Origin of the sequence: Marinobacter sp. CP1, from assembly GCF_001266795.1 — a bacterium.
GTDB classification, from domain to species: Bacteria; Pseudomonadota; Gammaproteobacteria; order Pseudomonadales; family Oleiphilaceae; genus Marinobacter; species Marinobacter flavimaris.
The window spans coordinates 2,704,297-2,730,787 of sequence record NZ_CP011929.1; the positions used below are offsets into that span (position 1 = coordinate 2,704,297).

General features: G+C 58.4%; 25 protein-coding genes. 8 read left to right on the plus strand and 17 right to left on the minus strand.

Annotated features, from left to right (window positions below):
- Together gmtY and ACP86_RS12465 are read right to left on the minus strand one after the other, a co-directional pair.
- Complete coding sequence (gmtY, locus tag ACP86_RS12460) at positions 1-1,467, minus strand: gamma-mobile-trio recombinase GmtY (protein ID WP_053114191.1); 1,467 nt, start codon at positions 1,465-1,467, stop codon at positions 1-3.
- A gap of 293 nt (positions 1,468-1,760) precedes the next feature.
- Entirely contained in the window at positions 1,761-3,536 is a 1,776-nt protein-coding gene (locus ACP86_RS12465; protein WP_053114193.1) for an acyl-CoA dehydrogenase C-terminal domain-containing protein, read from the minus strand.
- Between the two features lie 170 nt (positions 3,537-3,706).
- Between ACP86_RS12465 and ACP86_RS12470 the strand changes: the two genes are divergently transcribed.
- Positions 3,707-4,450: an SDR family oxidoreductase gene (locus ACP86_RS12470; RefSeq protein WP_053114195.1), complete on the plus strand. Its 744-nt coding sequence runs from the start codon at positions 3,707-3,709 to the stop codon at positions 4,448-4,450.
- A 79-nt stretch (positions 4,451-4,529) separates the two neighbouring features.
- Here the strand turns inward: ACP86_RS12470 and ACP86_RS12475 are convergent, their stop codons facing one another.
- Both ACP86_RS12475 and ACP86_RS12480 read right to left on the minus strand, forming a co-directional pair.
- Entirely contained in the window at positions 4,530-5,168 is a 639-nt protein-coding gene (locus tag ACP86_RS12475) for a ChrR family anti-sigma-E factor (RefSeq protein WP_053114198.1), read from the minus strand.
- The gene (locus ACP86_RS12480) at positions 5,165-5,764 is read right to left on the minus strand and encodes a sigma-70 family RNA polymerase sigma factor (RefSeq protein WP_053114200.1); all 600 of its coding nucleotides are present in this window, start codon (positions 5,762-5,764) and stop codon (positions 5,165-5,167) included. The genes ACP86_RS12475 and ACP86_RS12480 overlap by 4 nt, the downstream gene beginning before the upstream one ends.
- A gap of 239 nt (positions 5,765-6,003) precedes the next feature.
- Here ACP86_RS12480 and ACP86_RS12485 point away from each other — a divergent pair, with 239 nt between their 5' ends.
- Positions 6,004-7,041, plus strand: coding sequence for an AraC family transcriptional regulator (locus tag ACP86_RS12485; RefSeq protein WP_053114202.1), 1,038 nt, complete (start codon positions 6,004-6,006; stop codon positions 7,039-7,041).
- Positions 7,042-7,047: 6 nt separating this feature from the next.
- On the opposite strand, the gene speA is transcribed toward ACP86_RS12485, so the two are convergent.
- A complete protein-coding gene (speA, locus tag ACP86_RS12490; RefSeq protein ID WP_053114204.1) occupies positions 7,048-8,958 on the minus strand; it encodes a biosynthetic arginine decarboxylase in 1,911 nt (636 codons plus the stop codon).
- 211 nt (positions 8,959-9,169) lie between these two features.
- Here speA and speE point away from each other — a divergent pair, with 211 nt between their 5' ends.
- Positions 9,170-10,051, plus strand: coding sequence for a polyamine aminopropyltransferase (speE, locus tag ACP86_RS12495; protein ID WP_008173265.1), 882 nt, complete (start codon positions 9,170-9,172; stop codon positions 10,049-10,051).
- Between the two features lie 74 nt (positions 10,052-10,125).
- Here the strand turns inward: speE and ACP86_RS12500 are convergent, their stop codons facing one another.
- Both ACP86_RS12500 and glnK read right to left on the minus strand, forming a co-directional pair.
- Positions 10,126-11,409: an ammonium transporter gene (locus tag ACP86_RS12500; RefSeq protein WP_008173267.1), complete on the minus strand. Its 1,284-nt coding sequence runs from the start codon at positions 11,407-11,409 to the stop codon at positions 10,126-10,128.
- A 73-nt stretch (positions 11,410-11,482) separates the two neighbouring features.
- Positions 11,483-11,821, minus strand: a complete 339-nt coding sequence (gene glnK, locus ACP86_RS12505; RefSeq protein WP_008173268.1) for a P-II family nitrogen regulator — start codon at positions 11,819-11,821, stop codon at positions 11,483-11,485.
- 381 nt (positions 11,822-12,202) lie between these two features.
- On the opposite strand from glnK, the gene ACP86_RS12510 reads away from it, so the two are divergent.
- The 3 genes from ACP86_RS12510 to trmB all read left to right on the plus strand — a co-directional run bounded on the left by ACP86_RS12510 (position 12,203) and on the right by trmB (position 14,857).
- Positions 12,203-12,457, plus strand: a complete 255-nt coding sequence (locus ACP86_RS12510; RefSeq protein ID WP_008173270.1) for an accessory factor UbiK family protein — start codon at positions 12,203-12,205, stop codon at positions 12,455-12,457.
- A gap of 63 nt (positions 12,458-12,520) precedes the next feature.
- On the plus strand, positions 12,521-14,053 hold the full coding sequence (locus ACP86_RS12515; protein WP_053114206.1) for a YifB family Mg chelatase-like AAA ATPase: 1,533 nt from the start codon (positions 12,521-12,523) through the stop codon (positions 14,051-14,053).
- A 72-nt stretch (positions 14,054-14,125) separates the two neighbouring features.
- Entirely contained in the window at positions 14,126-14,857 is a 732-nt protein-coding gene (gene trmB / locus ACP86_RS12520; RefSeq protein WP_008174166.1) for a tRNA (guanosine(46)-N7)-methyltransferase TrmB, read from the plus strand.
- Positions 14,858-14,874: 17 nt separating this feature from the next.
- Here the strand turns inward: trmB and ACP86_RS12525 are convergent, their stop codons facing one another.
- The 10 genes from ACP86_RS12525 to ACP86_RS12570 form a co-directional block, all read right to left on the minus strand.
- On the minus strand, positions 14,875-15,408 hold the full coding sequence (locus ACP86_RS12525) for a hypothetical protein (protein WP_008174168.1): 534 nt from the start codon (positions 15,406-15,408) through the stop codon (positions 14,875-14,877).
- On the minus strand, positions 15,408-16,574 hold the full coding sequence (hemW, locus tag ACP86_RS12530) for a radical SAM family heme chaperone HemW (protein ID WP_039882032.1): 1,167 nt from the start codon (positions 16,572-16,574) through the stop codon (positions 15,408-15,410). Before hemW ends, ACP86_RS12525 begins: the two co-directional genes overlap by 1 nt.
- A gap of 5 nt (positions 16,575-16,579) precedes the next feature.
- Positions 16,580-17,179 (minus strand): RdgB/HAM1 family non-canonical purine NTP pyrophosphatase, encoded by a 600-nt coding sequence (gene rdgB / locus ACP86_RS12535; protein ID WP_053114208.1) that lies wholly within the window; start codon positions 17,177-17,179, stop codon positions 16,580-16,582.
- 6 nt (positions 17,180-17,185) lie between these two features.
- Positions 17,186-17,641, minus strand: a complete 456-nt coding sequence (locus ACP86_RS12540) for a DUF4426 domain-containing protein (protein WP_008174175.1) — start codon at positions 17,639-17,641, stop codon at positions 17,186-17,188.
- 2 nt (positions 17,642-17,643) lie between these two features.
- Complete coding sequence (gene metW, locus ACP86_RS12545; RefSeq protein ID WP_008174176.1) at positions 17,644-18,243, minus strand: methionine biosynthesis protein MetW; 600 nt, start codon at positions 18,241-18,243, stop codon at positions 17,644-17,646.
- The gene (gene metX / locus ACP86_RS12550) at positions 18,240-19,388 is read right to left on the minus strand and encodes a homoserine O-succinyltransferase MetX (RefSeq protein ID WP_053114210.1); all 1,149 of its coding nucleotides are present in this window, start codon (positions 19,386-19,388) and stop codon (positions 18,240-18,242) included. Before metX ends, metW begins: the two co-directional genes overlap by 4 nt.
- Positions 19,389-19,516: 128 nt before the next feature.
- Positions 19,517-21,481 carry a dynamin family protein gene (locus ACP86_RS12555; RefSeq protein WP_008174181.1) on the minus strand — a complete coding sequence of 655 codons (1,965 nt, stop codon included), beginning with the start codon at positions 21,479-21,481 and terminating at the stop codon, positions 19,517-19,519.
- Between the two features lie 243 nt (positions 21,482-21,724).
- Positions 21,725-22,309, minus strand: a complete 585-nt coding sequence (locus tag ACP86_RS12560) for a YggT family protein (protein ID WP_008174183.1) — start codon at positions 22,307-22,309, stop codon at positions 21,725-21,727.
- Between the two features lie 22 nt (positions 22,310-22,331).
- Positions 22,332-23,165: a pyrroline-5-carboxylate reductase gene (proC, locus tag ACP86_RS12565; protein WP_014575886.1), complete on the minus strand. Its 834-nt coding sequence runs from the start codon at positions 23,163-23,165 to the stop codon at positions 22,332-22,334.
- Positions 23,166-23,226: 61 nt separating this feature from the next.
- Positions 23,227-23,931, minus strand: coding sequence for a YggS family pyridoxal phosphate-dependent enzyme (locus tag ACP86_RS12570; protein WP_039882033.1), 705 nt, complete (start codon positions 23,929-23,931; stop codon positions 23,227-23,229).
- Positions 23,932-24,071: 140 nt separating this feature from the next.
- Here ACP86_RS12570 and ACP86_RS12575 point away from each other — a divergent pair, with 140 nt between their 5' ends.
- A complete protein-coding gene (locus tag ACP86_RS12575; protein WP_008174189.1) occupies positions 24,072-25,106 on the plus strand; it encodes a type IV pilus twitching motility protein PilT in 1,035 nt (344 codons plus the stop codon).
- Positions 25,107-25,164: 58 nt separating this feature from the next.
- Positions 25,165-26,286: a PilT/PilU family type 4a pilus ATPase gene (locus ACP86_RS12580; RefSeq protein ID WP_008174191.1), complete on the plus strand. Its 1,122-nt coding sequence runs from the start codon at positions 25,165-25,167 to the stop codon at positions 26,284-26,286.
- Positions 26,287-26,491 lie beyond the last annotated feature (205 nt).

Consider the following 26,491-nt stretch of genomic DNA (forward strand, 5'->3'; position numbering starts at 1 on the left):
TTATCGTTTCCCTAACCGTGGATTCTTGCCGGTGAAGTGGCCGTTTGGATCGAGGTCTTCAAAGCCGTGTTCTGCCAACGTCTTCCAGTCGAAAGAAGCGGGGGTCTTTTCTTTATCCGATCCCAACTGAAGTTGTTGTGTTGCTTGGGACAGCGCTTCTGAGACTTTCACGCTGGAGGGCATGGTGTAAGGAACCTGAGACTCCAGGCTTGCGTGGTGCAGGCACTTTTTGCGAATTAGCGGATCGACCCCAGCATCCGTCAATCGACGGCCATAGTTGTGGCGATGGCCATGAGGGTCTAACCCTACGGTCTTGTCGGGTTCGAGACCAATTCGTCTTAACCCAGCCGCATAGTTTTGGTTGAAGGAATTGTAGGTATAGGGGTTGCCCAGATACCGAGAATCGAAGTTGATAAACGCATAGGGGTGATGGCACTCCACCGATGCTCGGAAAACCAAATACTGTCGCCACAGCGACATGAATACCCGGGCAAACTCTTGCGGGAAGAAATACGCCTCCAGGTAACCATCCTTGTGGTCTAGGGTTTTGGATTTCCAGCCGAGAACCTGGGTGTTTTGCATCTCCTGGCGCGGTATGCGTGAGTACTTTTCTTGTAGGTACGCCTTGCGGGTTTGTATCCCTTTTCGGGACTTCCATCCTTCAGGTGCCATACCTTCTATCTCGTTGTAGATCCTCACGATTGCCCGATCCGGATCGGAGGGGTCTTCAAAGACATCTGTGACCCAAAGCAACAGTGCTTCGCTACGCCTCAATCCGGCCGCGTGCATCAGGAGCACGATAAGCTTGTCCCGCAGCGCAACTCCCGGGTCTTTGGCTCCTCCCAAGCCTTTCATGTAGAAGTCTTCAAACTTTCCCGTAGGGAAGGCGATGGCATCGTCATTGGTTTTTGCCAGAGGTGTTCTGCCCTTGATGCTGCGGGCTCTCTTTACCGTGGTATTAACCGAGGTGTCTTTAATGTGTCCGAGGAAATCGTTCTGGTTGCGCCTAAACCAAGCGGCATACTGGATGCGCTCCTCATGTCGAGTGGCCGTGCGCAAGGTATTAAGAGGCTTGGCCAGACCTTTGTCTGAGAGCCAATTGGTGAAGTTCGTCAGATTGCCGATGTGACGATTTATCGTGCCAGTGCTGGCCGGTATCCAATAAAGACCAGAGGGGTCTAATCCATCTTCACCGATGGTGCCGCTGTAGAGCCGACGGACAAAGCCCGCGAACAACTCTTCGGGTTCATGGAACATGCCTTCGTTGGCATCCATGAACTCGATGAGGAGTCTAATCGACTGAATATGGTTGGTGATGGTTGAAAGCGAGGTGCCATTTAGGTGAAGGCTAAGCACATAATCTGTGACTGACCCCAGAACCCCTTGGTCGGTCAGAATGACCGGGATCTCTGTGGCCACTCCACTTTTGTCCTGAACTACCTTGGCTGTAACCTTCGTTGCAAACATTCTTGAATCCTACACATATTACACATTATTTACTATACATATAGTGCAGTCTTCAGGAAAAAGAAACCCCCAGTTAAGGGGGTTTTTATCAAAATTACACAGTTCTATGTACTATACAGAAGCAGGGCGTGGCTTTCAAAGTGCCCAGTCCGACGGGGAGCTGGGCGGGACTAGTTCAGAGACACTAATCAACGTGATCATTATCAATGGCCAGTGCATTCACCTGAAGGTCACAAGCTGTCATTGATCGGTCATTTCCGGCCAGGCCCTGGGAGCACTGGCCGGATAGCGGATCACGCGGCCCAGTGGTCGTCCGAGAACGCCATCAGGCTGTCCTTGCCACTCTGAATGTCACCCAGCAGCCAGTCGACTTCCGGAAGCAGCCTTTCAAAGTAGAAGCGGGCAGAGACAACCTTGCTCTCGAGCAGGGGCTTGTTGCCTTCGCCGGCGGCAAGCTGTTCGTTGGCAACGTTTGCCATCCTGGACCAGAGGTAACCGATGACCGTCAGCGCCATCAGGCGCAGATACGGTGTCGCGGCGGCGCCCGCCTGCTCCGGATCTTTCGGTGCGTTGCTGGCCAGCCACATGGTGGCTGTCTCAAGCGCCTTCATGGCGTTTTTCAGCTCTTCACGGTGCGGCGCTTCCGGATTGTCCTTCAGATATCCGCTCAGGGTGCCAAAGAGGGTGCGCACCAGCTGGCCGCCTTTCAGACTCAGCTTGCGGCCCACGAGGTCCATGGCCTGAATGCCGTTGGTGCCCTCGTAGATCCTGGCGATCCGGCCGTCACGAACCAGCTGCTCCAGCGGCCAGTCGGTGGTGAAGCCCGAGCCACCCAGTACCTGCAGCCCGGTGTTGGCGTTGTTGAAGCCTTCGTCTGTCAGGAACGACTTCACCACCGGGGTAAGCAGTTGAACCAGATCGTCCGCGGATTCCCGAACGGTCTCGTCTGGATGGGCGACAGAGAGATCCAGTTGGTGGCCAGCAAACAGGGCCAGAGCACGCATGCCCTCGTTCAGAACTTTCTGGCGCATCAGCATTCGGCGTACATCCGGATGCACGATGATCGGGTCTGCGGGACCATCGGGGTTCTTCGGGCCGCTCAGTGAACGGCTCTGCAGGCGCTCACGGGCAAAGCCGAGGCTTTCCTGGTAGGCCATTTCGGCCAGGCCCAGGCCCTGCATACCAACCATCAGGCGCGCCTCGTTCATCATGGTGAACATGGCACGCATACCATCGTTCGGCTCGCCGACAAGCCAGCCTTTGGCGCCCTCGAAGTTCATGACGCAGGTTGCAGAACCCTTGATGCCCATTTTGTGCTCAAGGCCGCCACAGAAGGCCGGGTTTCGCTCCCCGGATTCCGGCAGGAACTTGGGTACCACAAACAGGGAAATGCCCTTGGTGGTATCCGGCGCGCCGGGCAGCTTGGCCAGAACCAGATGCACGATGTTGTCCACCAGATCGTGCTCTCCACCGGTGATCCAGATCTTGGTGCCTTCGAGGGCGTAGCTGCCGTCGTCGTTCGGTGTTGCGCGGGTGCGAATCAGGCCCAGGTCGGTGCCGCACTGGGGCTCGGTCAGGCACATGGTGCCGGTCCACTCACCGGAAATCAGCTTTTCCAGGTAGGTCTTTTTCAGTTCGTCGGAGCCGTGGGCATGCAGGGCGCTAATGGCGCCGTGAGTCAGGCCGGGGTACATGCCCAGAGACAGGTTGGTGGAGCAGACCATTTCATCCACCACAAACTTCAGGGTGTGTGGCAGGCCCTGGCCGCCGTATTCAAGGGGTGCGTCCAGCGCGGTCCAGCCGCCCTCGACAAACTTCTTGTAGGCGTCCTTGAAACACTCGGGTGTTTTCACAGAGTGGGTTTCAGGATCGTAGGTGCAGCCCTCGCGGTCGCCGGCCTGGTTGGTGGGCTGGATAACCTCGGCAGCCAGTTTGCCAGCCTCATCGATGACCGCGGAAATCAGATCCGGGGTGGCATCGGCGTATTTTTCCAGCTCATGCAGCCGGTCTGCGCCCAATACATCAAACAACAGAAAGCGAAGGTCATTCGCCGGAGCCTGGTATTGCATGGATACTCTCCTAGGTGCGCCGTTTTAACGGGAGCGCTGCAGCATTCGGCAGCGACCCGAAGATAATTTGAACACTGGTTTCATACGCCCGTTTTAATGCGCTGGTTCACCGTTTTGGCAGTCTGGACGATAGAATTTTCGTATGTCCTCCTGAACCAAGGAGGTATCAAATGAAACAAGTGTTGATAGCCGGGGTTTCCGGCGCAATCGGTGGCGCTTTGGCAAGCCGGTTGCTTGAGCGTGATTCCCAAACCAGGGTGATCGGGTTGTGCCGTGATCCGGAGAATGCGCCGGACGCTTTGCGCAGCCATCAGCGCATCACTTTGCTGCCCTGGGATGCCGAAAGCAGTGCCGCGCCCGGTGCGATTGCCGAGGCACTGGAATCGCTGCTAAACAGGGAGGATGGGATTGATAGCTTTATTTATGCCGCGGGGCTGCTTCACGGGCCGGATATGTTCCCGGAGAAGCGCCTTGAAGACCTCGATCCGCAGAGTATGGCGCGTGCGTTTGCTGTCAACGCAACCGGTTTCGGATTGCTGACCCAGGCGCTATTGCCATGGCTGCGACATCGGGCATTCAAACGGGTGGTGGCTATTTCCGCCAAGGTTGGCTCGATAACCGACAACGGGTTTGGCGGCTGGTATGCCTACCGGAGCTCCAAGGCGGCGCTCAACATGCTGGTGCGTAACCTGTCCATCGAATTACCCCGGCGATGCAAACCGATAGCTTGTGTTTCGTTGCATCCGGGCACCACTGAGTCGGCGTTGAGCGAACCGTTCAGCCAATCTCTCGCCAAGCTTAACGTGCATACTCCAGAGGAGACGGCTACCAACCTTCTGGAGGTGCTCGATGGACTGGGGGAAGACGATAACGGAAAGTTTCTGAGCTGGGATGGTACAGAGCTGCCCTGGTAGTTCGGGCAACCCTGGTGTCGGCTACAAAAAAGGGGCGATTTCCATCGCCCCTTTTTCGTGTCCGTCATTCGGCGGAAGGTTACCGAATAAAGGGATTGAGCATCCGGGTAAAGGTGCCCGTGAGCTTCACCGGAGCACTCAACACGGAGAGTGTTATACAGTCCTCGCAACCAACCGCTACGGGCTTGTGTTCGTCCTCATCGTTCAGGACCACGAAATCCCACTGGTTAAACACCCCTTTCTGGTCTGCAAACGCACCCTGAAGGACGATGGTCGTTTCCTCGCCGCGATGCGTGTGGGCAGGCGCTTTGCCGCCGGCAGCGAGTTTCTGGAGTACAACCTGTTCTTTCTGACCGGGGAACCGGTCGGTGATGTCCAGGACGCTCACATCACCCAGCTGGCGCTTCCACGGCAAGCTGTTGAGATCTTCACCCAGTAGCTTCTGCAGGGCGCTGACCCTCGGGGCAGCCGCTGCTGCCGGCTCAGCTGCCGGCTCGCTGTCGATCTTTGAAAGAATGCTGTCGAACATGCTTTCAGAGACAGTCACCTTTGGCTGCTGCTCCATCATCACAGCCCCAAGGCTATCAAGCGTGTCCACACGGCTGCGGCAGTGGGAACACTTGTCCAGGTGGAGCTTGATGCACAGGGCATGGGGCTCGCTCAGGTTACCTGCGCTGTACTCCATCAGGCTCAGGCTGTCGGGATGGTGCCGTGTCATACGTTCTGGTCCTGCAAAATCACTTTCAGTTTATTCAATGCCAGGCGAACCCGGCTTTTCACGGTGCCAAGAGGAATGTCCAACTCGTCCGCAACCATCTGGTGCGACTTGTTTTCCATGTACACTTTGGCAATGACCGTAATCTGTTCTTCCGGCAGATGACTCAGGGATTCCCTGATTCGCCGTTCGGACATGAGACGGTGCAAAGAAGTGACCGGCTCGTTTTCGTTCTCACCCGGAATCTGCCAAAGGTCTTCTGTCTCGACCGGCATTTCAGCACTGGTACGCTGCATCTTTCTCAGCATATCGATTCGCTGGTTCCGGGCGATGGTGAAAATCCAGGTTGATGCCGCCGCCTTGCGCCAGTCGTAGAGGCATGAGCGTCTCCAGATCGACACGAATACTTCCTGCACGAGCTCTTCCGCATGACTCGCCAGACCGTTCGCCATGGCGTAGTACTTGATTTGCGGGCCAAAATGCTCGAACAGCGCGTGGTACGCCTCGCGATCCTGGTGCTTGCCCACTTTCTGCAGCATCTGGCTCCACGGGTCCTTTCGGCCCTCGGAACTGGCTGGCTTCTGATCCAGTGTGGTCACCGGACGCTCCTTGACAGTCGCATGATTTGAGCTTGTTCTGGTCATCATTCTATGCACTCGTCCCGGTTTTGTCAGTCGCAAGATTTACGGAGTGGTTTACGCGTTGGATCTGCCGGTCCGAAAAAAATGCAAAAAAGCTGGCGCCAGAGACGGTTGCCGGTCGTCTCGCCGGTAATTGCCGGAACAGCCCGAGCGGTCTAGTCTGAGCAATAAACCGAGACCGGAAGAAAACCATCCCCATGAATGCACCCGGCATTTCCGGAAATTTGCCCGTTATCCGGGCGCACTATGCGGATATCCTCTGCCAGTTGGCGGAGGATCGGGGCCTGCAGCGTGGGCGGTTGCTGTCGGCCGCCGGAATCCGTCCGTCCATGCTTGGACACCCGGACAACTTCATCACGGTTGATCAGTTCAGCGCCCTGTGTCGGGAAAGCCTGGCGCAAAGCGGTGATCCTGCCCTGGGGCTGGAGTTCGGCAAACGACTGAAGTTTACCACCCACGGTTCCCTCGCCCAGGCTGCCATCAGTTGCGACACCCTGGAGCAGGCGCTCACCGTGTTGATCAAGTATTTCCAGATCCGTTTTGTTTACATGAGGCTGTCTTTTTTCGTGGAGGATCGTGAGGCGGTCATCCAGCTGGATCTGGCCCACGGAATCGAGGAGCTATACCGTTTCAATGTTGACGTGGTGATGGCGTCGTTGATGGATGTAAACCTTTTACTGTTCGGTCAACGACTCCTGGACGGCGGCCGCTGCCTCTTAGACTTTCCGGAGCCCGGAGATGTCTCAGCCTATCGGCAGCTGTTTGGCAGTCAGATCTCGTTTGGCAGCGGTGTGAACCAGTTAAGGTTCAGGCGGGTGTTTCTGGACTCGCCCATGTCCCTGTCGAATCCGGTGACACGCCGGATTGCCGAGGCCCAGTGCGAAGAGGAAATGCGATTTATCGAAGGAGCAACATCGGTAGCCGACAGGGTGATGCGCCTGCTTGAGACGGGACGGAGTCAACGCTTGCCGGCTCTGGAAGACGTGGCCGAGCACCTGCAAATATCCACGAGGACACTACGCAGGCAGCTGGCAGCGGAAGGGGTCCGTTTCCAGCAGTTGCAGGATTCCCTGCGCCACCGCCGAGCGTTGGAGCTGCTGCGGCGCAATGAGCTGACCATCGACGAGATTGCCGACGCCCTCGGCTACAGCGACCCTTCCAACTTTGGCCGGGCCTTCCGAAAATGGGAAGGCCTCTCGCCCAGCGCCTGGCGTCGGACGCACCAGAAACCCTGACTCTGGCTATTCTTCCAGGTAGGTGTAGCCATCAAGACCGGCGGCCAGCTCCGCCAGCAGCGCTGACTGGGTCTCCGGCGCCAGGGTGGAGGCGGCGAACTTGCGTCGGTAGGCCTCCACCAGGGCATCCGGTTCAAAGTTCACATAGCGCAACACCTTGGCTACGGTATCGCCGGTGATGGGGTCGCTGATCTCGTAGCCACCTTCTGCCGTCAAGCGGACATCCACGGAATGAGTGTCGCCGAACAGGTTGTGCATGTCCCCCAGAATTTCCTGATAGGCACCGGTCATGAAAAAACCCATCAGCAGCGGTTCGCCGGTCTTTTCTTCAGGTAGAGGCAGGGTGGTCTCGGTGCCCTGGCCATCCACGTAACGATCGATTCGTCCGTCCGAATCGCAGGTGATGTCCTGGATGACGGCGCGGCGGTTCAGCGGCCGGTCCAGGCCGTTGATCGGCATCACCGGGAAGATCTGGTCGATGCCCCAGACATCCGGCAGTGACTGGAACAGGGAGAAATTCACAAACAGCTTCTCGGCCAGTTTCTCATTGAGCTCGTCGATGATTTCCCGGTGGGCCCGGTTGCTGCTGTCCAACTGATTGCGAAGCAGGCGGCAACAGCGGGTGTACAGCGTCTCCGCATCTGCCCGTTCCTGCAGAGAGAGCACGCCGTGGGCAAACTGCGCATGGACGTCGGCCATGGCATGCAGGACGTCGTGGTAGATCTCGGCCAATGAACGCGGCGTGTTGGTATCCTGCAGGCTGTCGAGATCGCGCCAGAGGTCGTGCAGTGGCGCGGAGGCGTTATCGTCTGGTTGTTCCGGCGTCCGGTTTTCCGGTGCTTCGCGGTCGATCACGTTGGTTACCAGCACCGAATGGTGGGCGGTCAGGGCCCGGCCGGATTCGCTGATCAGGTCCGGGTGGGGAATGCCGTGGCGATCACACTCCGCCTGCAGAACATGCACCACGTTATAGGCGTATTCGTAAACGCTGTAGTTCATGGAGCAGCTGCTGCGGGAGCGGGTGCCCTCGTAGTCCACACCCAGGCCGCCGCCGATATCCACCGTGCCCACCGGAGCGCCCATCTGGCGCAGTTCACTGTAGAAGCGGGCACATTCCCGGAGACCGGTCTGGATGTCACGGATGTTGGCAATCTGGGAGCCAAGATGGAAGTGCAAAAGTTGCAGGGTGTCCAGGGCACCCGCCTCGCGCAGGGTGTCGACGACATCCAGGACCTGGCTGGCAGACAGTCCGAATTTCGACTTTTCACCACCTGTGTTCTGCCAGTTGCCCTTGCCGATGGTTGCCAGACGCGCCCGCACGCCGATCAGGGGCGAAACGCCCAGGCTTTTTGCCTCCTCCAGGATAAGTGGCAGTTCGGATTTTTTCTCCACCACGATGAACACCCGGTGACCCAGGGTCTGGCCGATCAGGGCCAGGCGGATGTACTCCCGGTCTTTGTAGCCGTTGCAGACGATCACCGATCCCGGTTGCTGTGACATCGCCAGCACCGCCATCAATTCCGGCTTGCTGCCTGCTTCGAGGCCTATCTGCCCTTTAGAGGCAGCGGGCTCGGCGGCCAGCAGTTCCTCGACCACGCGGCGTTGCTGGTTGACCTTGATCGGGTAGACCGCTGTGTAACGGCCCTGGTAGGCATGTTCTTCTGCGACCTTGTTGAAGGCATTGCACAGTTTGTTGACGCGGTCGTGGAGGATATCAACGAAGCGCACCAGCACCGGCAACTGAATCCCGGAGTCGGTCAGTGTTCGGGTCAGCTCCGGCAGGTTGATCCGTGCCGGGCTCTGGCCCCGATCCGGACGAATCAGTACCTGTCCCTGGTCGTTGACACCTATGTAGCCATCGCTCCAGTGGGCAATGTTGTAAACCTTGTGGGCCGGGGTGGCGCTGGCTTCGCTCATGCTTGCTATCCTGTCAGGAAACACTGGCCGGCAGGGAATTGTTCGGCAGCCGGCTTCTGGCCGACATTGTATGGATTCCCGCCACGGGCTAAAAGAACCGGGCAGGGAAAATATCTGGCCGGTTGCCGCGATTATCGCTTTAGCTCACGGTAAGGCGTCCCTACAATACGCCCTTTTAACACAGCCCATGGCCCACATCGGGAGGCAAGACATGACAGCACTCAATGACGGCTGGTTTACCGAGGTATTCCAGGATCAGGGGACAGCGTTCTCCCTTCAGGTGAAAAAGAAGCTCCACGAGGAGCAGACACCGTTCCAGAAACTGGAGATCTACGAGACCGAGACCTTCGGCAACCTGATGGTTCTGGACGGCTGCGTGATGCTGACCACCCGCGATAACTTCCTGTACCACGAAATGATGACCCATCCGGCCCTGTTCACCCACCGGGACCCCAAAAAGGTGGTGATTGTCGGCGGCGGTGACTGTGGCACCCTGAAAGAGGTGCTCAAGCATCCGGGCGTTGAGGAAGCCTGGCAGGTGGAAATCGACGAGCGGGTAACCCGCATGTCGGAAAAATATTTTCCGGAGCTTTGCGAAGCGAACAGTGACCCGCGCGCCAATTTCTTCTTCGGAGATGGTATCCAGTGGATGCGGGACATTGAGCCGAACAGTGTCGACCTCATTATTATCGACAGCACCGATCCTGTCGGCCCGGCCGAAGGCCTGTTTGCCCTGGATTTTTACCGGGATGCCATGTTGGCGCTTCGAGAAGGCGGCATTATTGTCCAGCAGAGCGAATCACCGCTGCTGCACACCGACAGCATCATCAAGGGCATTCACGAGGACATGCGTAAGGCCGGATTCGAGCATGTGCAGACCATGCCATTCCCGCAACCGGTCTACCCCACCGGCTGGTGGAGCTGCACCATGGCCAGCAAGGAAAACCCGATCAAATACTTCCGCGAGGAAGATGCCAACAACCGGCCGTTCGTGACCCGATACTATAATTCCGGGGTTCATCACGGTGCCCTGGCGATGCCCCAGTTCATGGTGGATGCACTGGAAGATGAGGTCCGTCCGGAAGAAGGTTAAGGGGAAAGCGGGCAGACAAAGCAGACAAAAAAAGGGCGCCAGATGGCGCCCTTTTTCGTTGCTCGTGTCAACGATTACTGCTTGCCGCTGACAAACTCCGGATAGGCTTCCATGCCGCACTCGGACAGATCCACACCTTCGTACTCGTCTTCCTCGGAAACCCTGATGCCCATGACGGCTTTCAGGATGCCCCAGACGATCAGGCTGGTGACGAACACCCAGATGAAGATGGTGAGCATGCCGACCAGCTGACCCATGAAGGTAGCGTCTGCGTCGGACAGGAGAACCGCGAAGATACCCCAGATACCCACCACGCCGTGGACAGAGATGGCACCGACCGGGTCGTCAATGCGCAGCTTGTCCATGGTTACGATGGAGAAGACAACCAGGGTGCCGCCAATGGCGCCGATGATGGTGGCCAGCAGGGGAGAAGGATCCGCCGGCTCTGCAGTGATGGCAACCAGGCCAGCCAGGGCACCGTTCAGGGCCATGGTCAGGTCCGCTTTGCCGAACATCAGGCGTGCCACGATCAGGGCGGCAATCAGGCCACCGGCTGCAGCTGCGTTGGTGTTCAGGAACACGTTGGCAACTTCGTTGGCGACACCGATGCCACCCAGCTTCAGGGTGGAGCCGCCGTTAAAGCCGAACCAGCCCATCCAGAGGATGAAGGTACCAAGCGTTGCCAGGGGCAGGTTGGCGCCCGGGAAGGCACGGATTTCGCCTTTGGCGCCGTACTTGCCTTTACGGGCACCGAGGAGAAGAACGCCTGCCAGGGCCGCTGCTGCGCCTGCCATGTGAACGATACCGGAACCGGCGTAGTCGCTGTAGCTCAGCTCGTACATGCCGAATACCGCGTCGCCGTTCCAGGTCCAGGAACCCTGCATCGGGTAGATGAAGCCACACATAACGATGGCGAAAGCCAGGAAGGCCCAGAGCTTCATGCGCTCAGCCACGGCGCCGGAAACGATGGACATGGCGGTTGCAACGAAAACAACCTGGAAGAAGAAGTCAGAAGCGCCACTGTATTCGCCCATGTCGCCGAAGCCGGCTTCAGTGGAGGCTGCAATAACGCCCGCGATCGCTGCGTCGTCCATCTCGGCAACGGTTGTTACACCGCTCAGGAAGATACCGCCGTCGTACATGATGTCGTAGCCGACAATCAGGTACATGGTACAGGCGACCGCAAACAGGGCCACGTTCTTGGTCAGGATTTCAGTGGTGTTCTTGGCACGCACCAGGCCGGCTTCCAGCATGGCAAAGCCAGCGGCCATCCACATGACCAGGGCACCGCAAATCAGGAAGTAAAAGGTATCCAGCGCATACTGGAGTTCAAAAATGTGATTAAGATTGCTTTCCATATGAAGCCCTCCGCACGAGGCTTTTCAGGTTATAAATTTTTTTGCGTTGGCTGATCGAAAAATCAGAGCTGGTTCAGACCGCTTCTTCGCCGGTTTCGCCAGTCCGGATCCGGATGGCTTGAGCCAGTTCAGTCACGAAGATCTTGCCGTCACCGATCTTGCCGGTGTTGGCCGCCTTGGTGATGGACTCGATAACTTGGTCCAGAAGGTTGTCGCCGATAGCAACTTCCACCTTCACCTTGGGCAGGAAATCCACCACGTATTCCGCGCCACGATAGAGTTCTGTGTGGCCTTTTTGCCGACCGAAGCCTTTGACTTCAGTGACGGTTACGCCTTGAACGCCAATCTCGGATAATGCCTCACGGACATCGTCCAATTTGAAAGGCTTGATGATCGCTGTCACAAGTTTCATTGCTTTCTCCTTGGTAAAGCCGTCTCAACAGTGAGGGCCCGTCGGCCGGTTGTTGAGCTCGGGATGCTGCCACCTCGCACACCAATCGTGCGGATTGCGTACGAGAGCTTTAGCATCGGGTATGCCAACGCAAAAAAATATATTTAAAACAACAGGCTACGATATCCGCGTACCAGAATGGCGCAAAGTTGTGCACCAAAATGAAGCGGGTAGCCGGCCAGTGAGCCAAATTGGAGCGGGCTGCCTGACCGTTCGACCGCTATTATAGGGCCGACCGCCTACAGTATGGCAGGGGCTGCGGTGTGATACACTCCTGCAAACCGGTAACAGGCCCTCTCTTTTAGTCGAAGCCGGATATTTCAGAAATGTGTGAGGTGATGTGTGAAAGGTCCACAGGATATTTTTGCTCAGCTGCAGGGCCAGTTTGGCCAGTTTGTACCGGACATGGCCCGCGCTGCACGGGAAGATTTTGAAACCCAGGCCCGGGCCACCGTGATGTCCGTCCTGTCCCGCCTGGAGTTGGTAACGAGGGAAGAGTTCGACGCCCAGCAGGCGGTCCTGCTGAAGACCCGTGAAAAGGTGGACGCACTCGAGAAGCGGGTAGCCGAACTGGAAAATTCCCTGCCAAAACAGTAAACCACGGACACGCCCGGCAGGACGCCGGGCAAGCAGTTCCGGTCATTACCATGGAAGGTTGTCATGCTTGCTATCGTTCATTCCCGCGCCACCATTGGCGTGTCGGCGCCCGCCGTTACCGTTGAAGTCCATCTCTCAGGCGGCTTGCCTGCGCTCTCGATTGTGGGGCTGCCGGAAACCGGTGTAAGGGAGAGCAAAGAGCGTGTTCGCAGTGCCCTTCTGAACGCCGGGTTCGAGTTCCCCGCCCGGAGAATCACCATTAATCTTGCCCCTGCCGACTTGCCCAAAGAGGGTGGTCGCTTTGATCTGCCTATTGCCCTGGGCATTCTGGCGGCCTCGGGCCAGATTCCGGCCGAGAGCCTTTCGGACTGCGAATTTCTCGGCGAATTGTCCCTTGATGGTGCATTGAGGCCGCTTAAAGGCGTGCTGCCGGCGGTATTAGCCGCCCGGCAGGAGCAACGAAACCTGCTGGTTCCCCAGGGCAATGCCGAGGAGGCGGCCCTGGCCAGCCAGGGTGACGTTCTGGCTTCCGGCCACCTGCTGGCCGTGTGCGAGCACCTGAGTGGCCGCGCCCGCCTGGTGCCGGTGCCCAGGTCCTCGCTGGAACAGGCGCCGGGCAGCAACAGGGAAGTGCCGGACCTGTCGGATGTCCGTGGTCAGCGAGTTCCCCGCCGTGCACTGGAAGTGGCTGCGGCAGGCAGCCACAATCTGCTGTTCTTCGGCCCACCGGGAACCGGCAAGAGTATGCTGGCCAGTCGTTTGCCCGGCATTCTTCCGGGGCTGGATGATGGCTCCGCCATGGAAGTCGCCAGCGTGCATTCGGTGGCCGGGCTGCCGATTCGGGCCGGGGGCTGGCGCCAGCCGCCTTTCCGGGCGCCCCATCATACCGCTTCAGCGGTGGCCCTGGTGGGCGGCGGCAGCAGCCCCAAGCCCGGAGAAATCTCACTGGCTCACCGGGGCGTACTGTTTCTCGACGAGTTGCCAGAGTTTGAACGCCGGGTGCTGGAGGTCCTGCGTGAGCCGATGGAAACCGGCGAAATCTCGATCAGCCGGGCAGCACGGCAGGTGAATTTTCCGGCGCGATTTCAGGTCGTGGCTGCAATGAATCCCTGCCCCTGTGGCTACAGTGGTCATCCCACCATCGAGTGTCAGTGTACGCCGCAACAGGTTACCCGTTACCGGTCGAAAATTTCCGGCCCCCTTCTGGACAGGTTTGATCTGCATGTGGAGGTGCCTGTGCAGGGTGGCGACGTATTGATGCAGTCGGGCGGGGATGGCGAAACCAGCGCCACCGTCCGGGAGCGTGTCCTGATTGCCAGAGCCCGGCAATCAGAGCGGGGTTGCCTGAATGCGGCCTTGTCCGGGCGTGCGTTGCAGGCTGCGTGCCGGCTGGATCGCCAGGGCGAGCAGTTGCTCACCGGTGCCATGGAAAAGCTGGGGCTTTCGGCCCGTGCACTGCACCGCATATTGCGAGTTGCCCGAACGCTTGCCGATCTTGAAGGCAGCGAGGAGCTACGACAGAGCCATCTGGTTGAGGCTCTGGGTTACCGGCAGCTCGACCGACAGCAGGGCCGCAACTCGGTGGTCTCCGCCTGAGCGACAACACTCTGGTAAACTGTTGGCAAATCCCGTTAACCATGACCCGCTGCCTGCGGTTAAGGATTGCAGATGACAGACCATAAAGAACCGCAAGATCCCAAAGAGGCCGCCGATTCGCCGGTCACCACCCGTCGCGGTGTGCGCAGCTTTGTTTTGCGCCAGGGCCGGATGACGGAAGGCCAGAAAAAGGCGTTCGAGCGGAGCTGGCCGAAGTACGGGCTGACCCGTGAGGACGGAATGATTGATCCCAGGGAAGTGTTCGGCCGCGACAACATGCTGAACCTGGAAATCGGTTTTGGTATGGGGCGGTCCCTGGCCGACATGGCTGAGGCCGCTCCCGAACAGGATTTTATCGGGGTTGAAGTTCATCAGCCCGGTGTTGGCGCGTTGCTCAAGGAGATCGAGGACCGTGGCCTGGAAAACGTCCGGATTTACAGTATTGATGCCAACGATGTGATTGACCTCTGCCTTCCGGATGCGTGCCTGGATCGCGTGATGGTGTTCTTCCCCGATCCCTGGCACAAGAAAAAGCATCACAAGCGCCGGCTGATCCAGCACGAGTTTGTCCAGCGGGTTCGTCACAAGTTGAGGGTAGGCGGCATTCTGCACCTGGCGACCGACTGGGAGAATTATGCCGAGCATATGCTCGAGGTGATGAGCGAGTCCGAGGGCTTTGCCAACACCCAGGAGACCGGTGGCTATTCACCGCGCCCTGACGACCGTCCAATTACCAAGTTTGAGAAGCGGGGCGAAACCCTCGGTCACGGTGTCTGGGACCTGTTGTTCTATCGCACCAATTAAGAGGCGTTGATCGGGGGTCAGTGATGCGCGAGCGGGTGGCGCCGTGACGCCCGGATGATGACCAGCCCGGCGATGCCGAGCGTGAGCGCCGTGAATTTGATGAGTGCGCATAGGGTTGCGGACAGGCTCATCTCATCGGTGGGCGGGTTGAAATTGTTCAGCAACAGAATGTTCTCTGCACCGTCGCTCAGGCCGGCAGTTGCGAACAGGGCCCGTACCCAACGGGCACCCACCCGCTCGCGAATGCCGGGGCGATCACGGGTAAAGTGCCGGGTAAGATGAATCAGGGCCAGCATGTAGGCAGGAATGAACAGGAAGTCCAGCCACAGCGAAACCTTCGCCCAGGCAACCCCTTCGCTTCCCCAGCTGCGAAAAATGGCGTGGGCCTGATCGGCAGTCCCGGCCAGCTGATAGCTCACGATACCCTGGGGTGCTGATGCCGTCTGCAGAGGCTGGTTGACCATAAGCAGAGCGAACAGCAGCACGGCAGCCACGACCAGGCTGGCTTTCAGGCTTTTGGGAAATGCTGCCACTCCGTGTGCAGGGTCCATTACAGAAAACGCTCCAACAGGCTGTTAAGGTATCTCTGGCCCAGGTCGGTTGCCTGGAGTCGATCGCTTACCAGCAGCTTTTCATTCCGCAGTTGTTCAAGTTTTACTCCAACTGTTGTCAGGGGTAAACCCGTTCGTTCAGAAAAAAGGCTTTCATCCACTCCTTCTTTCAGTCTGAGGGCGTTCATCAGGAATTCCAGCGGCAGATCGTCCACGGCAATCGCATCAGAACCGGCCGTTCGGCTGCCGATCCGGTTCAGGTAAGCGTCCGGCTGCCGGGTCTTCCAGTATCGCCTGATACCCCCGTCCACCAGGCTGATCTTGCCGTGGGCCCCAGCCCCGAGGGCCAGGTAGTCCCCGAACGTCCAGTAGTTCAGATTGTGACGGGAGGCCCTTCCCTGGAGGCTCCAGGCCGAGACTTCGTAATCCTCGTAGCCGTGTTGGTGCAGGTAATCGGAACCCCGGCGATAGATGTCCCAGAGATGATCGTCGTCGGGCAGTTCTGGCGGACGGCTGTAAAACTCGGTATTGGGCTCGAGGGTCAGCTGGTACCAGGAGAGATGCGGTGGTTTGTAGTCCAGGGCAGTCTGGATGTCCTCAAGTGCCTGCCCGGGCGTCTGGCCCGGCAGACCGTGCATCAGATCGATATTGAAGTTATCGAACCCGGCACGGCGAGCGGCGCGTATGGCCCGGTGGGCGGCATCGGCATCGTGAATGCGCCCCAGCGTTTTGAGATGGTCGGGATTGAAACTCTGGACCCCGATGGACAGACGGTTGATGCCCGCTGCCCGGAACGCGTCGAACCGGCCGGCTTCGAGCGTGCCGGGGTTGGCTTCCAGGGTAATTTCGGCATTTGTGGCGAAGGCAAGGCGTGCCCGCAGTTCCCTGAACAGGCGATCGTAGAAGTCGCCGCTCATCAGGGACGGAGTGCCGCCTCCGATGAACACGGTCTCTATTGGTCGATCGGTGGCAAAGGCCAGGTCCTGGTCGAGATCTTCGAGCAGAGCCTGCAGATAGGCGGATTCCGGGATTGTCCCGGTGAAAGCGTGGGAGTTGAAGTCACAGTAGGGGCACTTCCGCACGCACCAGGGTACGTGAATATAGAGGCTCAACGGCGGCCTAACCGCCGCTGGCTGCTGATCGTCCCCGGGGCTGGTATTACTCAACTGTTTCAGGCCTCGGCCTTCAGCTGATCCAGCAGAATCTTAAGGGCGCGTCCGCGGTGGCTGATGCTGCCCTTTTCGGCGCGAGACAGTTCCGCCGCACTGCAGCCGTGCTCTGGTGCCAGGAACACCGGGTCATAACCGAAGCCGCCATCGCCCTGAGGGGATCTGAGGATCGAGCCCGGCCAGCGGCCATGGCAGATGATCGGGGTCGGGTCTTCGGCATGGCGCAGGTATACCAGCACACAGTGAAACTGGGCGCCCCGCTGCCCGTCCGGCACGCCCGCCATGGCGTCGAGCAGCGCGTCCACATTGTCCTGATCGGTTGCATCATCGCCGGCAAAGCGGGCAGAGCGCACGCCCGGACGGCCCTCAAGCGCGTCCACCGCCAGACCACTGTCGTCAGCGAGTGCTGGCAGCCCGGTTTCCCGGGCCGCGTGGCGCGCTTTGAGAATCGCGTTTTCTACAAAGGTGACCGCCGGCTCCTCGGCTTCACCGACGCCCAGATCGCCCTGGGCAATCGGCGTCATGCCAAGAGGTGCCAGGAGCTCGGTCAACTCGGCGATTTTGCCCTTGTTATTGCTGGCGATGACAAGTCGGTTGGTCATAGAGGCTTAATCGCTGAACAGTGTGTGAGCAAACCGTACCGCCAGGTCCTGCTGGTGTCCGGTAGGGCGTGCGGTAATATTGAAAGTCATCAGTTCGCCGGAGGAATACTGATACTCGGCAATAAAGTACACGGAGTCGCCCTCCTGGATGCGGCGGAACGCCAGGAAGCGCACCTGCTGGACATCGTTGGTTACCTTGCCTTCCACCTGGCCGCTCACCGGGGACATTGAGCCATCGTCGTTTTCCTCCATGATGGAGATATTGACGATGCCTATGCCCTTGCTCCGCTGAAGATTATTGGCCTGGGCGACTTCCGGAGCCAGGAAGGTGCTGGGCAGGACACTCCAGAGTACCTTGTAGTCTCCGAAATCCTTCGAGCCGGCCTGTGCCTGCAGGCTGAACAGGCCAATCAGCGTAATTGCCAGCAGCGTACGGAATGTGGAAAAGGTTTTTGCGATCATTGCTAGGTCTCCCGTGTGATTCGGTAAATGGCAATTTCGCCCAACAAGTTCGGCCAGAGACGAGCCAGCCAGCTGTTCTGGTGCTGGCCGTCAACCACCCGGCGGCTTTTGATCCTGATGCCTTTCTGACGGCACAGTGCCTCAAAATCCTTGAAGGTGCACAACCTTATGTTGGGCGTGTTATACCATTTATACGGCAGTGCCTCGGATTCGGGCATACGACCGCTCAAAGTCAGTCCCCAGCGCAATCGCCAATGAGCAAAGTTGGGGAAGGTCACGATGCCTTCGCTGCCAACCCGCAGCATTTCATCCAGTACCCTGTCAGGGCGCCGGACCGCCTGAAGCGCCTGGGTCATCAGAACAATATCGAAACTGCCATCTTCAAAGTTCCCCAGCCCCTGGGTGTCCAGGTTCTGTTCGATAACCGCCACTCCGCGGCCCATGCAGGCGGTGATGTGGTCCGGGTTAATCTCCAGGCCGAAGCCACTGGCACCCCGTTCCCGCTGAAGGAAATCAAGCAGAGTGCCGTCGCCACAGCCCAGGTCCAGAACATGGTGGCCGGGCTGAACCCACTGCTGGATGATTTCGAGATCCGGTCTCATGCGCCGACCTCCCGTGCTACCCGGTCCATGTAGGCGTTAAAGATGTCAGTGTACCGCGGGGTCGGAATCAGAAACGCGTCGTGTCCCCAGGGTGCGTCCACCTCGGCGTAGCTGACCTTTCTGCGCGCGCCAATCATGGCATTGACCATTTCTTCCGAGCGGGCCGGCGTGAAGCGCCAGTCGGTGCTAAATGACAACACCAGGTATTCGCAACTGGCCGCTGCCAGTGCTTTCGAGAGGTCGCCGCCAAACTCGTAGGCCGGATCAAAGTAGTCCAGGGCACGGGTCATCAGCAGGTAGGTGTTGGCGTCAAACGATTCGGAAAAGCGTTCGCCCTGATAGCGGAGGTAGCTCTCGACCTGGAACTCCGCGTCATAACCAAACTTGTAAGCCTGGTCACGGAGTTCGCGGCCAAATTTCTCGCCCATGGAGGCATCAGACAGATACGTGATATGGCCAACCATCCGCGCCAGCATAAGGCCACGCCTGGGAACCGTATCAAAGTCGTAATAGCGCCCCTCGTGAAACTCCCGATCAGAGGTTATTGCCTGGCGTGCCACTTCATTGAAGGCAATATTCTGGGCGGTCAATCGCGGAGTGGACGCAATCACCACCGCATGCCGCAGGCGATCGGGGTAGTCCAGGCTCCACTGCAGGGCCTGCATGCCGCCGAGGGAGCCGCCAACAACGGCCGCCCAGCATTGAATGCCGAGCCGATCTGCCAGCAGCGCCTGACTCTTGACCCAGTCGCCCACGGTGATAACCGGAAACTCCGGGCCAAACGGCTTTCCGGTTTCGGGATTGATGCTGTTGGGGCCGGTGCTGCCGTGGCAGCCCCCCAGATTGTTCAGGCTGACAACAAAAAAACGATCGGTATCGATGGGTTTTCCGGGGCCGATACAGCTGTCCCACCAGCCGGGTTTGCGGTCCTCGGCAGAGTGGTAGCCGGCCGCGTGGTGATGGCCACTCAAGGCATGGCAGATAAGAACGGCATTGCTGGCGTCGGCATTCAGGGTGCCGTAGGTTTCCACCACCAGGTCGTAGTTTTCCAGGGACTGGCCGCAGGCCAGATCGATGGGAGCGTCGAAATGATAGGTCTGCGGGGAGACAATCCCGACAGAATCCGCAGGCAGGGTATCAGGCATCGGCGCGAATGGTTCCTGGTTCGATCCGTAAGTGTCTGGAAAAGCAATGACAAAGCCATCGCCAGCCCAGCAGTTTAAAGCCGGGGCATGATGGCTGCAACCGCCTGAATGGTCGCGCTTGCGGGACACTACACAGCGCCGGAGATGTTCACCACTTTTTGCTGGATCAGGGTGGGGGCCGGTTTGCGGATCTGGCGCTGCATCGCGTCGGCCAGTTCCAGTTGCCTGCGCAGGTCGGCAATGGTGTTGGTCAGGCGCAGGCGCTCGGTGCGGCTGTCCTTGTCGTTGCGGACCATATCGCGAAGGCGCCGGATCTGGTGCTCCAGAAGCTGCTTCTGCTCCATGGAATACTGCATGATCGGTAGCAGGGCTTCCGATGGCCAGCGCTCAACGTCCTGGCGTACACGGGCATGCAGTGTGCGGGCTTCGCCCACCATGACATTGAAAAAACGGCGAACCAGGACCGACTGCTCGGTGAGCAGGTTCTTCGGACTGATGCGGAAGCGTCTCGCTTTTTTGCGCAACTCGCGGATGGCAATAACATGGCGCCCGGCCCGCAGCGGGATGGGCTCAAGGTGACGGGCCCGGTTGTCTTCGTTATAGCGACGGTAAATCGCGCCCACCATTTTTTCGGCCAGGTGCCCTTCGCTCAGAAGGTTGGTCAAGTCGCTTTCGAGCAGTTCGAAAAACTGATCCATCGCGCGGTTCATCCCGGCAGTGGTCCAGCTCTTCGACATACTGGTACGGACATGTTCCGCATGGGCTTCGAAGCGGTCTTCGCTCACCAGCTTCTTCAGCAGGTCGCCCTGGGAGTCCATGAGGCGACGGCTGGAGCGCAGGGTGATCAGCTTCTTGTAGTAAAAGTCGTAGTCTTTCTGGGCGCGTTCTGCGAGGCGGCCCAGCGCTGCCTTGTCCATGGTAACGCCCGCGCACGCCTGGAGTTCTTCCTCCAGGGATTCGAGGCGGTACTGCATGGCTGCCTGGCTGTTCTGGAGCATGCCTAGCAGGTCGTTGATCAGACTCTGGGTGATCAGCTGTTCCTTGTGCATGAGAATGCGCTGGATAATCAGCTGCTCAAGCTGATTGATATTGGAACGGTCAAACAGGTCGTTGTCTTTCTTTACCCTTGCGACCAGCCCCTGCTTGGCAGAAACCGGGATAACATCGTGCTGGCGCATGCCCAGGTGGTCGGCCGTATAACCGCGCACCCGCTCAATCGCCTCGTTGGTGTGGCGCTCGCCCTGGAGGTCATCCCAGAGCACGTCGATCTTGTTCAGCACGGCAAAGCGGCCGGCGCGATGATCGGCGTGCTGGGTGTCGATGTGCTCTTTCCAGATGGTCATGTCGCTGGCAGTCACACCGGTGTCGGCACTCAGCACAAAGATCACCGCATGGGCGCGGGGCAGCATGCTGATCGTCAGCTCCGGCTCGGAGCCAAGAGCATTCAGGCCCGGCGTATCGAGGATCCGCAGGCCGCGCTCGAACAGGGGGTGGCGGATGCTGATCTGTGCGTTCCGCCAGGCAGGTACAAGTACATTGCCCGGGTTGTTGCGATCATTCTCGAGCATGCCTTCGTCGAAGCCGAGTGCGCGAGCCTCCTCAGGTGGCACACTCTTGACGCGGGCAACCTCGGCAAGCACCTCCCGCATGATCTCAGGGTCGCGCTCATCCAGCTCATGTTTGACCCAGCGTTCCGGCTGCTTGCGCAACTGCTGCAGGGACAGTTCGCCGTTTCGGGTCTCGATGGGAAGCAGGAGCAGGTAGTTTTCATTGGCGCTGCGATCGAAGAACAGCTCCGTGGGGCACATGGTCGTGCGCCCCGCCTGAGACGGGAGCATGCGCTGGCCATACTCGGAGAAGAACAGGGCGTTGATCAGTTCGGTTTTACCGCGGGAGTATTCGCCGACAAACGCAATGGTCAGTTCATCCTCAATCAGCAGCTCCAGCCCGTGGCGTATGCGGGTGCTGACATCGTCGGAGAACAGATTGTTATCCTGCAGCCACAGCCGGTACCTGCCGATCTGGCGGATCAGCTCTTTTTTCCAGTTGTGATAAGCCTCTACCTGCTGCGACAGAGTTCCCTGTTGGTTCATCGGATTTTCCTTCTGCGCGACTTCCTGGTATCCCGCTCAGAACGGGGTGCTCACGGGTGACGGATTAATTACCGTTAATACTATCCTGTTATTTCCAAGTTTGTGGCTGGGCCGGAGTGGAAGAAATGGCCAAACTTGCCGGAAATTCACTAAAAAAGCTGCAAAATCAGTTACATGACTTTGCAGCTCGGGAATGATGGATTTCGTGGCTAAGTGTTACAAAGTGTATATTTGAGACGGCGTTTACATACCGAGCCCGATGGAGCCGAGGCCTGCGGCCATTTTCATGTGTTCAATCACCACTGAGATCACGTTCAGAATCAGGAAAACGATGATGGGTGACAGGTCCAGGCCGCCCATGGAGGGCATGATATTGCGCACCGGGCGCATGACCGGCTCGGTGATCTGGGCGACCAGCTGGATGGCCGGATGGCCGCTGCCCGGCGCGATCCAACTGACGACGACCACTGCAATTACCGACCAGAAATAGATCTTCACGATCAGGTCCAGTACGTTCAGTACCGCCCACACCAGCAGCGTAATCGGATTTATGGCCGGAATGCCGCCGTTCAGCGCCACCAGGATCAGGAAGAAGGTGATGCCCTGAATGATGACTGCAAGAACCAGCGAAGCTCCATCGAAACCGCCCAGGCCAGGAATAACCCGCTGTAGCGGGCGTAGCGGTGGATTGGTGGCCTTGACCACGAATTGAGTGATGGGATTGTAGAAGTCGGCCCTGGCCAGTTGAAGCAGGAACCGAAGCAGCACAATGGTCAGGTAAAAGGTGGATGCGATGAGCAGGATGGTAATCAGAATATCTGCCAGCATGAAGCCGTGTCTCCGTTATCGGTTACTGTTTGCCTGCCAGTTCTTTGGCCATTTCTTCCGAACGCTTGAAGGCGGCCTTGTACGCTTTGGCTACCAGATCGCGCATACCACCTTCCTCGAACGTGTTGATGGCCTGTTCGGTGGTTCCGCCAGGAGACATCACATTACGCTTGAGCTGGCCGGGATCGTGCTCGCTTCGACCGGCCATTTCCGCGGCTCCCGCCATGGTCTGGATAGCCAGTTCCCTCGCGGTTCCGGCGGCGATGCCAGCCTCGGTGGCCGCTTCCTCAAGCGCCTCAAGCATCAGGAAGAAATAGGCGGGGCCGCTGCCGGAGAGGGCGGTAACCGCGTGCAGCAGGTTTTCGTCCTCAACCCAGAGCGCTGACCCGATGCTTTCGAACACCGATTCCACCATCTTCTTCTGTTTGTCTTTCACTTCTTTGTTGGCAAACAGGCCTGCAGCCCCTTTGCCGACCAGGGACGGTGTGTTGGGCATTACCCGAACCATCGGCAGGCCGCCACCAAGCCAACCATCGAGGGTATCCGCTGTCAGGCCGGCGGCGATGGATACCATCAGTGGGCGAGTGTTCTGGACCACTGGTGCAATGTCGCGACAGACATCGGCCATGACCTGGGGTTTCACCGCCAGAACTACCATGTCAGCCTGCTGGGCGCAGTACCGGTTGTCTGTGGTGACGCTTACGCCAAAGCGCTTGCGGATTGTCTGCAGGTGCGCGTCATCCGGCGCGCTGACCCAGATATTGCCGGCCTTATAGCCGTTATCCAGCATACCGCCAATGATGGCGCTGGCCATGTTGCCGGCGCCAATAAAAGAAATGGTTGGTGATGTGCTCAAGGTTAACTCCCCGGTTGATCGGTTAAACGTCCGGCCCTGATCATAGCAGGAACCGGCCGGTTCAGCTCTTTACTGGGCGTTTGCCGAATAGGGCAGTGCCGACCCGTACCCAGGTGGCGCCTTCCGCAATCGCGACTTCCAGGTCGCCGGACATGCCTATCGACAGTGTGTCGAGTGGGCCGGCGTCGGGATGGTCTGACCGCAGCTGTTTCAGAGTATTGGCAAGTTTCCGGAAACTGGCTCTTAACCCTGCTTCGGGCTGATCCGGATCCGGAATGGCCATCAGCCCTCTCAGGCTGAGGTTTGGCAATTCGCCGATTTCGGCCACCAGATCCGGCAGCTCATCCAGAGTGCAGCCGGATTTGCTCTCTTCCTCATTAATATTGACCTGAAGACAGATATTCAATGGCGGCAGCGCAGGATCGCGCTGTTCGCTCAGGCGACGGGCAATCTTGAGGCGGTCCACGCTGTGCACCCAGGCGAAGGCAGAGGCCATCTGCCGGGTCTTGTTGGACTGGATCGGGCCGATGAAATGCCATTCCAGTCCGTCAAGACCAGACAGCGCCTCGATCTTTTTCAGCGCTTCCTGGAGGTAGTTCTCACCAAAGGCCCGCTGCCCGGCAGCGAAGGCTTCCCGCAGGTCTTCCGGTGGTCGGGTTTTGCTGACGGCGAGCAAATGCACAGACCCGGGCGCACGGCCTGCCTGCAATGTTGCTTTTTGTATGCGTCGGGTTACGCTCCCGATGTTGTCTGCTATGCTGCTCATAGTGTGAGAATGCCACGCTCGGTCTGTCACTTGTACGGTGACACGTTACCCGCAGGTCACTGAAATGCCAAGTGAACCGCGCCGGGGCCCCGCCGGGCGGAAGCTACCGGGATAAAAGAAAAAGCCTTCCGAGGATTCCTATGGATATTACTGAACTGCTTGCCTTTTCGGCGAAACAGGGTGCGTCTGACTTGCACCTCTCTGCCGGTTTGCCCCCGATGATTCGTGTTGATGGTGATGTACGCCGCATCAACCTGCCGCCCATGGAGCACAAAGAAGTCCACGGGCTCATCTACGACATCATGAATGACAAGCAGCGTAAGGACTACGAGGAATTCCTGGAAACCGACTTCTCCTTCGAAGTTCCGGGCGTCGCCCGTTTCCGTGTTAACGCTTTTAACCAGAACCGTGGCGCAGGCGCCGTGTTCCGGACCATCCCTTCCAAAGTACTGACCATGGAAGATCTGGGTATGGGGCAGGTGTTCAAGGACGTGTCTTCAGTGCCCCGGGGGCTGGTTCTGGTGACCGGCCCGACCGGCTCGGGTAAGTCCACCACGCTGGCGGCGATGATCGATTACATCAACGACACCCGCTACGAACACGTTCTTACCATTGAAGACCCCATTGAATTTGTACACGACTCCAAGAAATGTCTGGTCAACCAGCGTGAAGTTCACCGCGATACCCTGGGCTTCAACGAAGCACTGCGTTCAGCACTGCGGGAAGACCCCGACATCATTCTGGTGGGTGAGCTTCGGGATCTGGAAACCATCCGCCTCGCGCTGACGGCGGCCGAAACGGGCCACCTTGTGTTCGGCACACTTCACACCACCTCTGCCGCCAAGACCATTGACCGTGTGGTCGACGTGTTCCCGGCGGAGGAAAAGTCCATGGTGCGGTCGATGCTGTCAGAATCCCTGCAGGCAGTTATATCCCAGACCCTGATGAAGAAAATGGGCGGCGGCCGGATTGCGGCGCACGAGATCATGATCGGTACGTCTGCGATCCGGAACCTGATCCGGGAAGACAAGATCGCGCAGATGTATTCGTCGATCCAGACCGGCGGTTCACTGGGCATGCAGACGTTGGACCAGTGCCTGGAGCGGCTGCTGCAGAAAGGGCTTATTTCCCGTGAAGCGGCGCGGGCCAAGGCCAAGATGCCCGATAATTTTTAACTGGTAGGTTCCTGGTGCCTGGAAGTCAGGCACCAAACAAAGAAGACTGGGTACAAAAATGGAATTCGAAAAACTGTTACGGCTGATGGTGGAGAAGGGCGGTTCGGACCTGTTTATTACAGCGGGTGTGCCGCCGAGTATGAAGGTGAACGGGAAGGTTCTACCGGTCACCAAGAACGCGTTGACGCCGGAGCAGACCAGGGAGTTCGTTTACGGCGCCATGAACGACAAGCAGCGCGCCGAATTCGAGGAAACCCATGAGTGTAACTTCGCTATCAGTGCCCGTGGCATTGGCCGTTTCCGTGTTTCTGCCTTTTTCCAGCGCAACCTGTGCGGGATGGTGCTGCGTCGGATCGAGGTAAAGATCCCGCAAATCGATGATCTGTCGTTGCCGGAGGTAATCAAGGAACTGGCCATGACCAAGCGTGGCCTGATCATGTTCGTGGGCGCTACCGGTACCGGCAAGTCTACGTCCCTTGCGGCCATGCTCGGGCATCGTAACCGCAACAGCCGTGGCCACATCATTTCCATCGAAGACCCGATCGAATTCGTGCACCAGCATCAGGGTTGTATCGTCACCCAGCGCGAGGTGGGTATCGACACCGAGAGCTTTGAAGTGGCCCTGAAGAACACCCTGCGCCAGGCACCAGACGTTATTCTGATCGGTGAGGTTCGTACCCGGCAGACCATGGAATATTCCGTGCAATTCGCCGAGACCGGTCACCTGTGTCTGGCGACCCTGCACGCCAACAACGCCAACCAGGCGCTGGACCGGATCATCCAGTTCTTCCCGCCGGAACAGCACAACCAGATCTGGATGGACCTGTCCCTGAACCTCAAGGCGATCGTGGCTCAGCAGCTGGTGCCAACGCCAGATGGCAAGGGCCGTAAGGCGGTTATCGAGGTGCTGATCAATACCCCGCTGGTATCGGACCTCATCCGGAAGGGCGAGGTGCATCGGCTGAAAGAGCTGATGTCCAAATCCAACGAATCCGGCATGCAGACCTTTGACCAGGCGCTTTATCAGCTCTATGCAGAAGGGTCGATTACTTATGAGGACGCCCTGGCTCATGCTGATTCTGCTAACGACCTGCGCCTGATGATCAAACTGGGTGCCGACGCCCAGGGAGCCGACAAGCTCTCGTCTTCCGTCGACAAGCTTTCCATTCAGGATGACTGAATACCGGCTGAGCATAAGACGTTGGTCGTAGAAAGTTAGGGCCCCGAACCGTTAGGGATGGCATTTGAGGCCAGTAAGGGGTGGTGCGTATACTCCGCGCGATTCAATAAGGAGATACCATGCACCACCGTTCCTCAACGCTTGCACGAGCTGTACGTCTTACCACCCTCGCGGCGCTCGCCGCACCTGCCTCTACCCTGGCAGG

Coding starts and splice junctions, on each gene's coding strand:
- ACP86_RS12525 (WP_008174168.1), bottom strand. CDS start 15,408: ATGGACCCTGCACACGGAGTGGCAGCATTTCCCAAAAGCCTGAAAGCC.
- speE (WP_008173265.1), top strand. CDS start 9,170: ATGACAGCACTCAATGACGGCTGGTTTACCGAGGTATTCCAGGATCAG.
- ACP86_RS12580 (WP_008174191.1), top strand. CDS start 25,165: ATGGAATTCGAAAAACTGTTACGGCTGATGGTGGAGAAGGGCGGTTCG.
- ACP86_RS12570 (WP_039882033.1), bottom strand. CDS start 23,931: ATGAGCAGCATAGCAGACAACATCGGGAGCGTAACCCGACGCATACAA.
- metX (WP_053114210.1), bottom strand. CDS start 19,388: ATGCCTGATACCCTGCCTGCGGATTCTGTCGGGATTGTCTCCCCGCAG.
- ACP86_RS12470 (WP_053114195.1), top strand. CDS start 3,707: ATGAAACAAGTGTTGATAGCCGGGGTTTCCGGCGCAATCGGTGGCGCT.
- ACP86_RS12540 (WP_008174175.1), bottom strand. CDS start 17,641: ATGATCGCAAAAACCTTTTCCACATTCCGTACGCTGCTGGCAATTACG.
- ACP86_RS12515 (WP_053114206.1), top strand. CDS start 12,521: ATGCTTGCTATCGTTCATTCCCGCGCCACCATTGGCGTGTCGGCGCCC.
- trmB (WP_008174166.1), top strand. CDS start 14,126: ATGACAGACCATAAAGAACCGCAAGATCCCAAAGAGGCCGCCGATTCG.
- glnK (WP_008173268.1), bottom strand. CDS start 11,821: ATGAAACTTGTGACAGCGATCATCAAGCCTTTCAAATTGGACGATGTC.
- ACP86_RS12500 (WP_008173267.1), bottom strand. CDS start 11,409: ATGGAAAGCAATCTTAATCACATTTTTGAACTCCAGTATGCGCTGGAT.
- ACP86_RS12575 (WP_008174189.1), top strand. CDS start 24,072: ATGGATATTACTGAACTGCTTGCCTTTTCGGCGAAACAGGGTGCGTCT.
- ACP86_RS12555 (WP_008174181.1), bottom strand. CDS start 21,481: ATGAACCAACAGGGAACTCTGTCGCAGCAGGTAGAGGCTTATCACAAC.
- metW (WP_008174176.1), bottom strand. CDS start 18,243: ATGAGACCGGATCTCGAAATCATCCAGCAGTGGGTTCAGCCCGGCCAC.
- ACP86_RS12560 (WP_008174183.1), bottom strand. CDS start 22,309: ATGCTGGCAGATATTCTGATTACCATCCTGCTCATCGCATCCACCTTT.
- rdgB (WP_053114208.1), bottom strand. CDS start 17,179: ATGACCAACCGACTTGTCATCGCCAGCAATAACAAGGGCAAAATCGCC.
- ACP86_RS12465 (WP_053114193.1), bottom strand. CDS start 3,536: ATGCAATACCAGGCTCCGGCGAATGACCTTCGCTTTCTGTTGTTTGAT.
- gmtY (WP_053114191.1), bottom strand. CDS start 1,467: ATGTTTGCAACGAAGGTTACAGCCAAGGTAGTTCAGGACAAAAGTGGA.
- ACP86_RS12485 (WP_053114202.1), top strand. CDS start 6,004: ATGAATGCACCCGGCATTTCCGGAAATTTGCCCGTTATCCGGGCGCAC.
- ACP86_RS12475 (WP_053114198.1), bottom strand. CDS start 5,168: ATGACACGGCACCATCCCGACAGCCTGAGCCTGATGGAGTACAGCGCA.
- speA (WP_053114204.1), bottom strand. CDS start 8,958: ATGAGCGAAGCCAGCGCCACCCCGGCCCACAAGGTTTACAACATTGCC.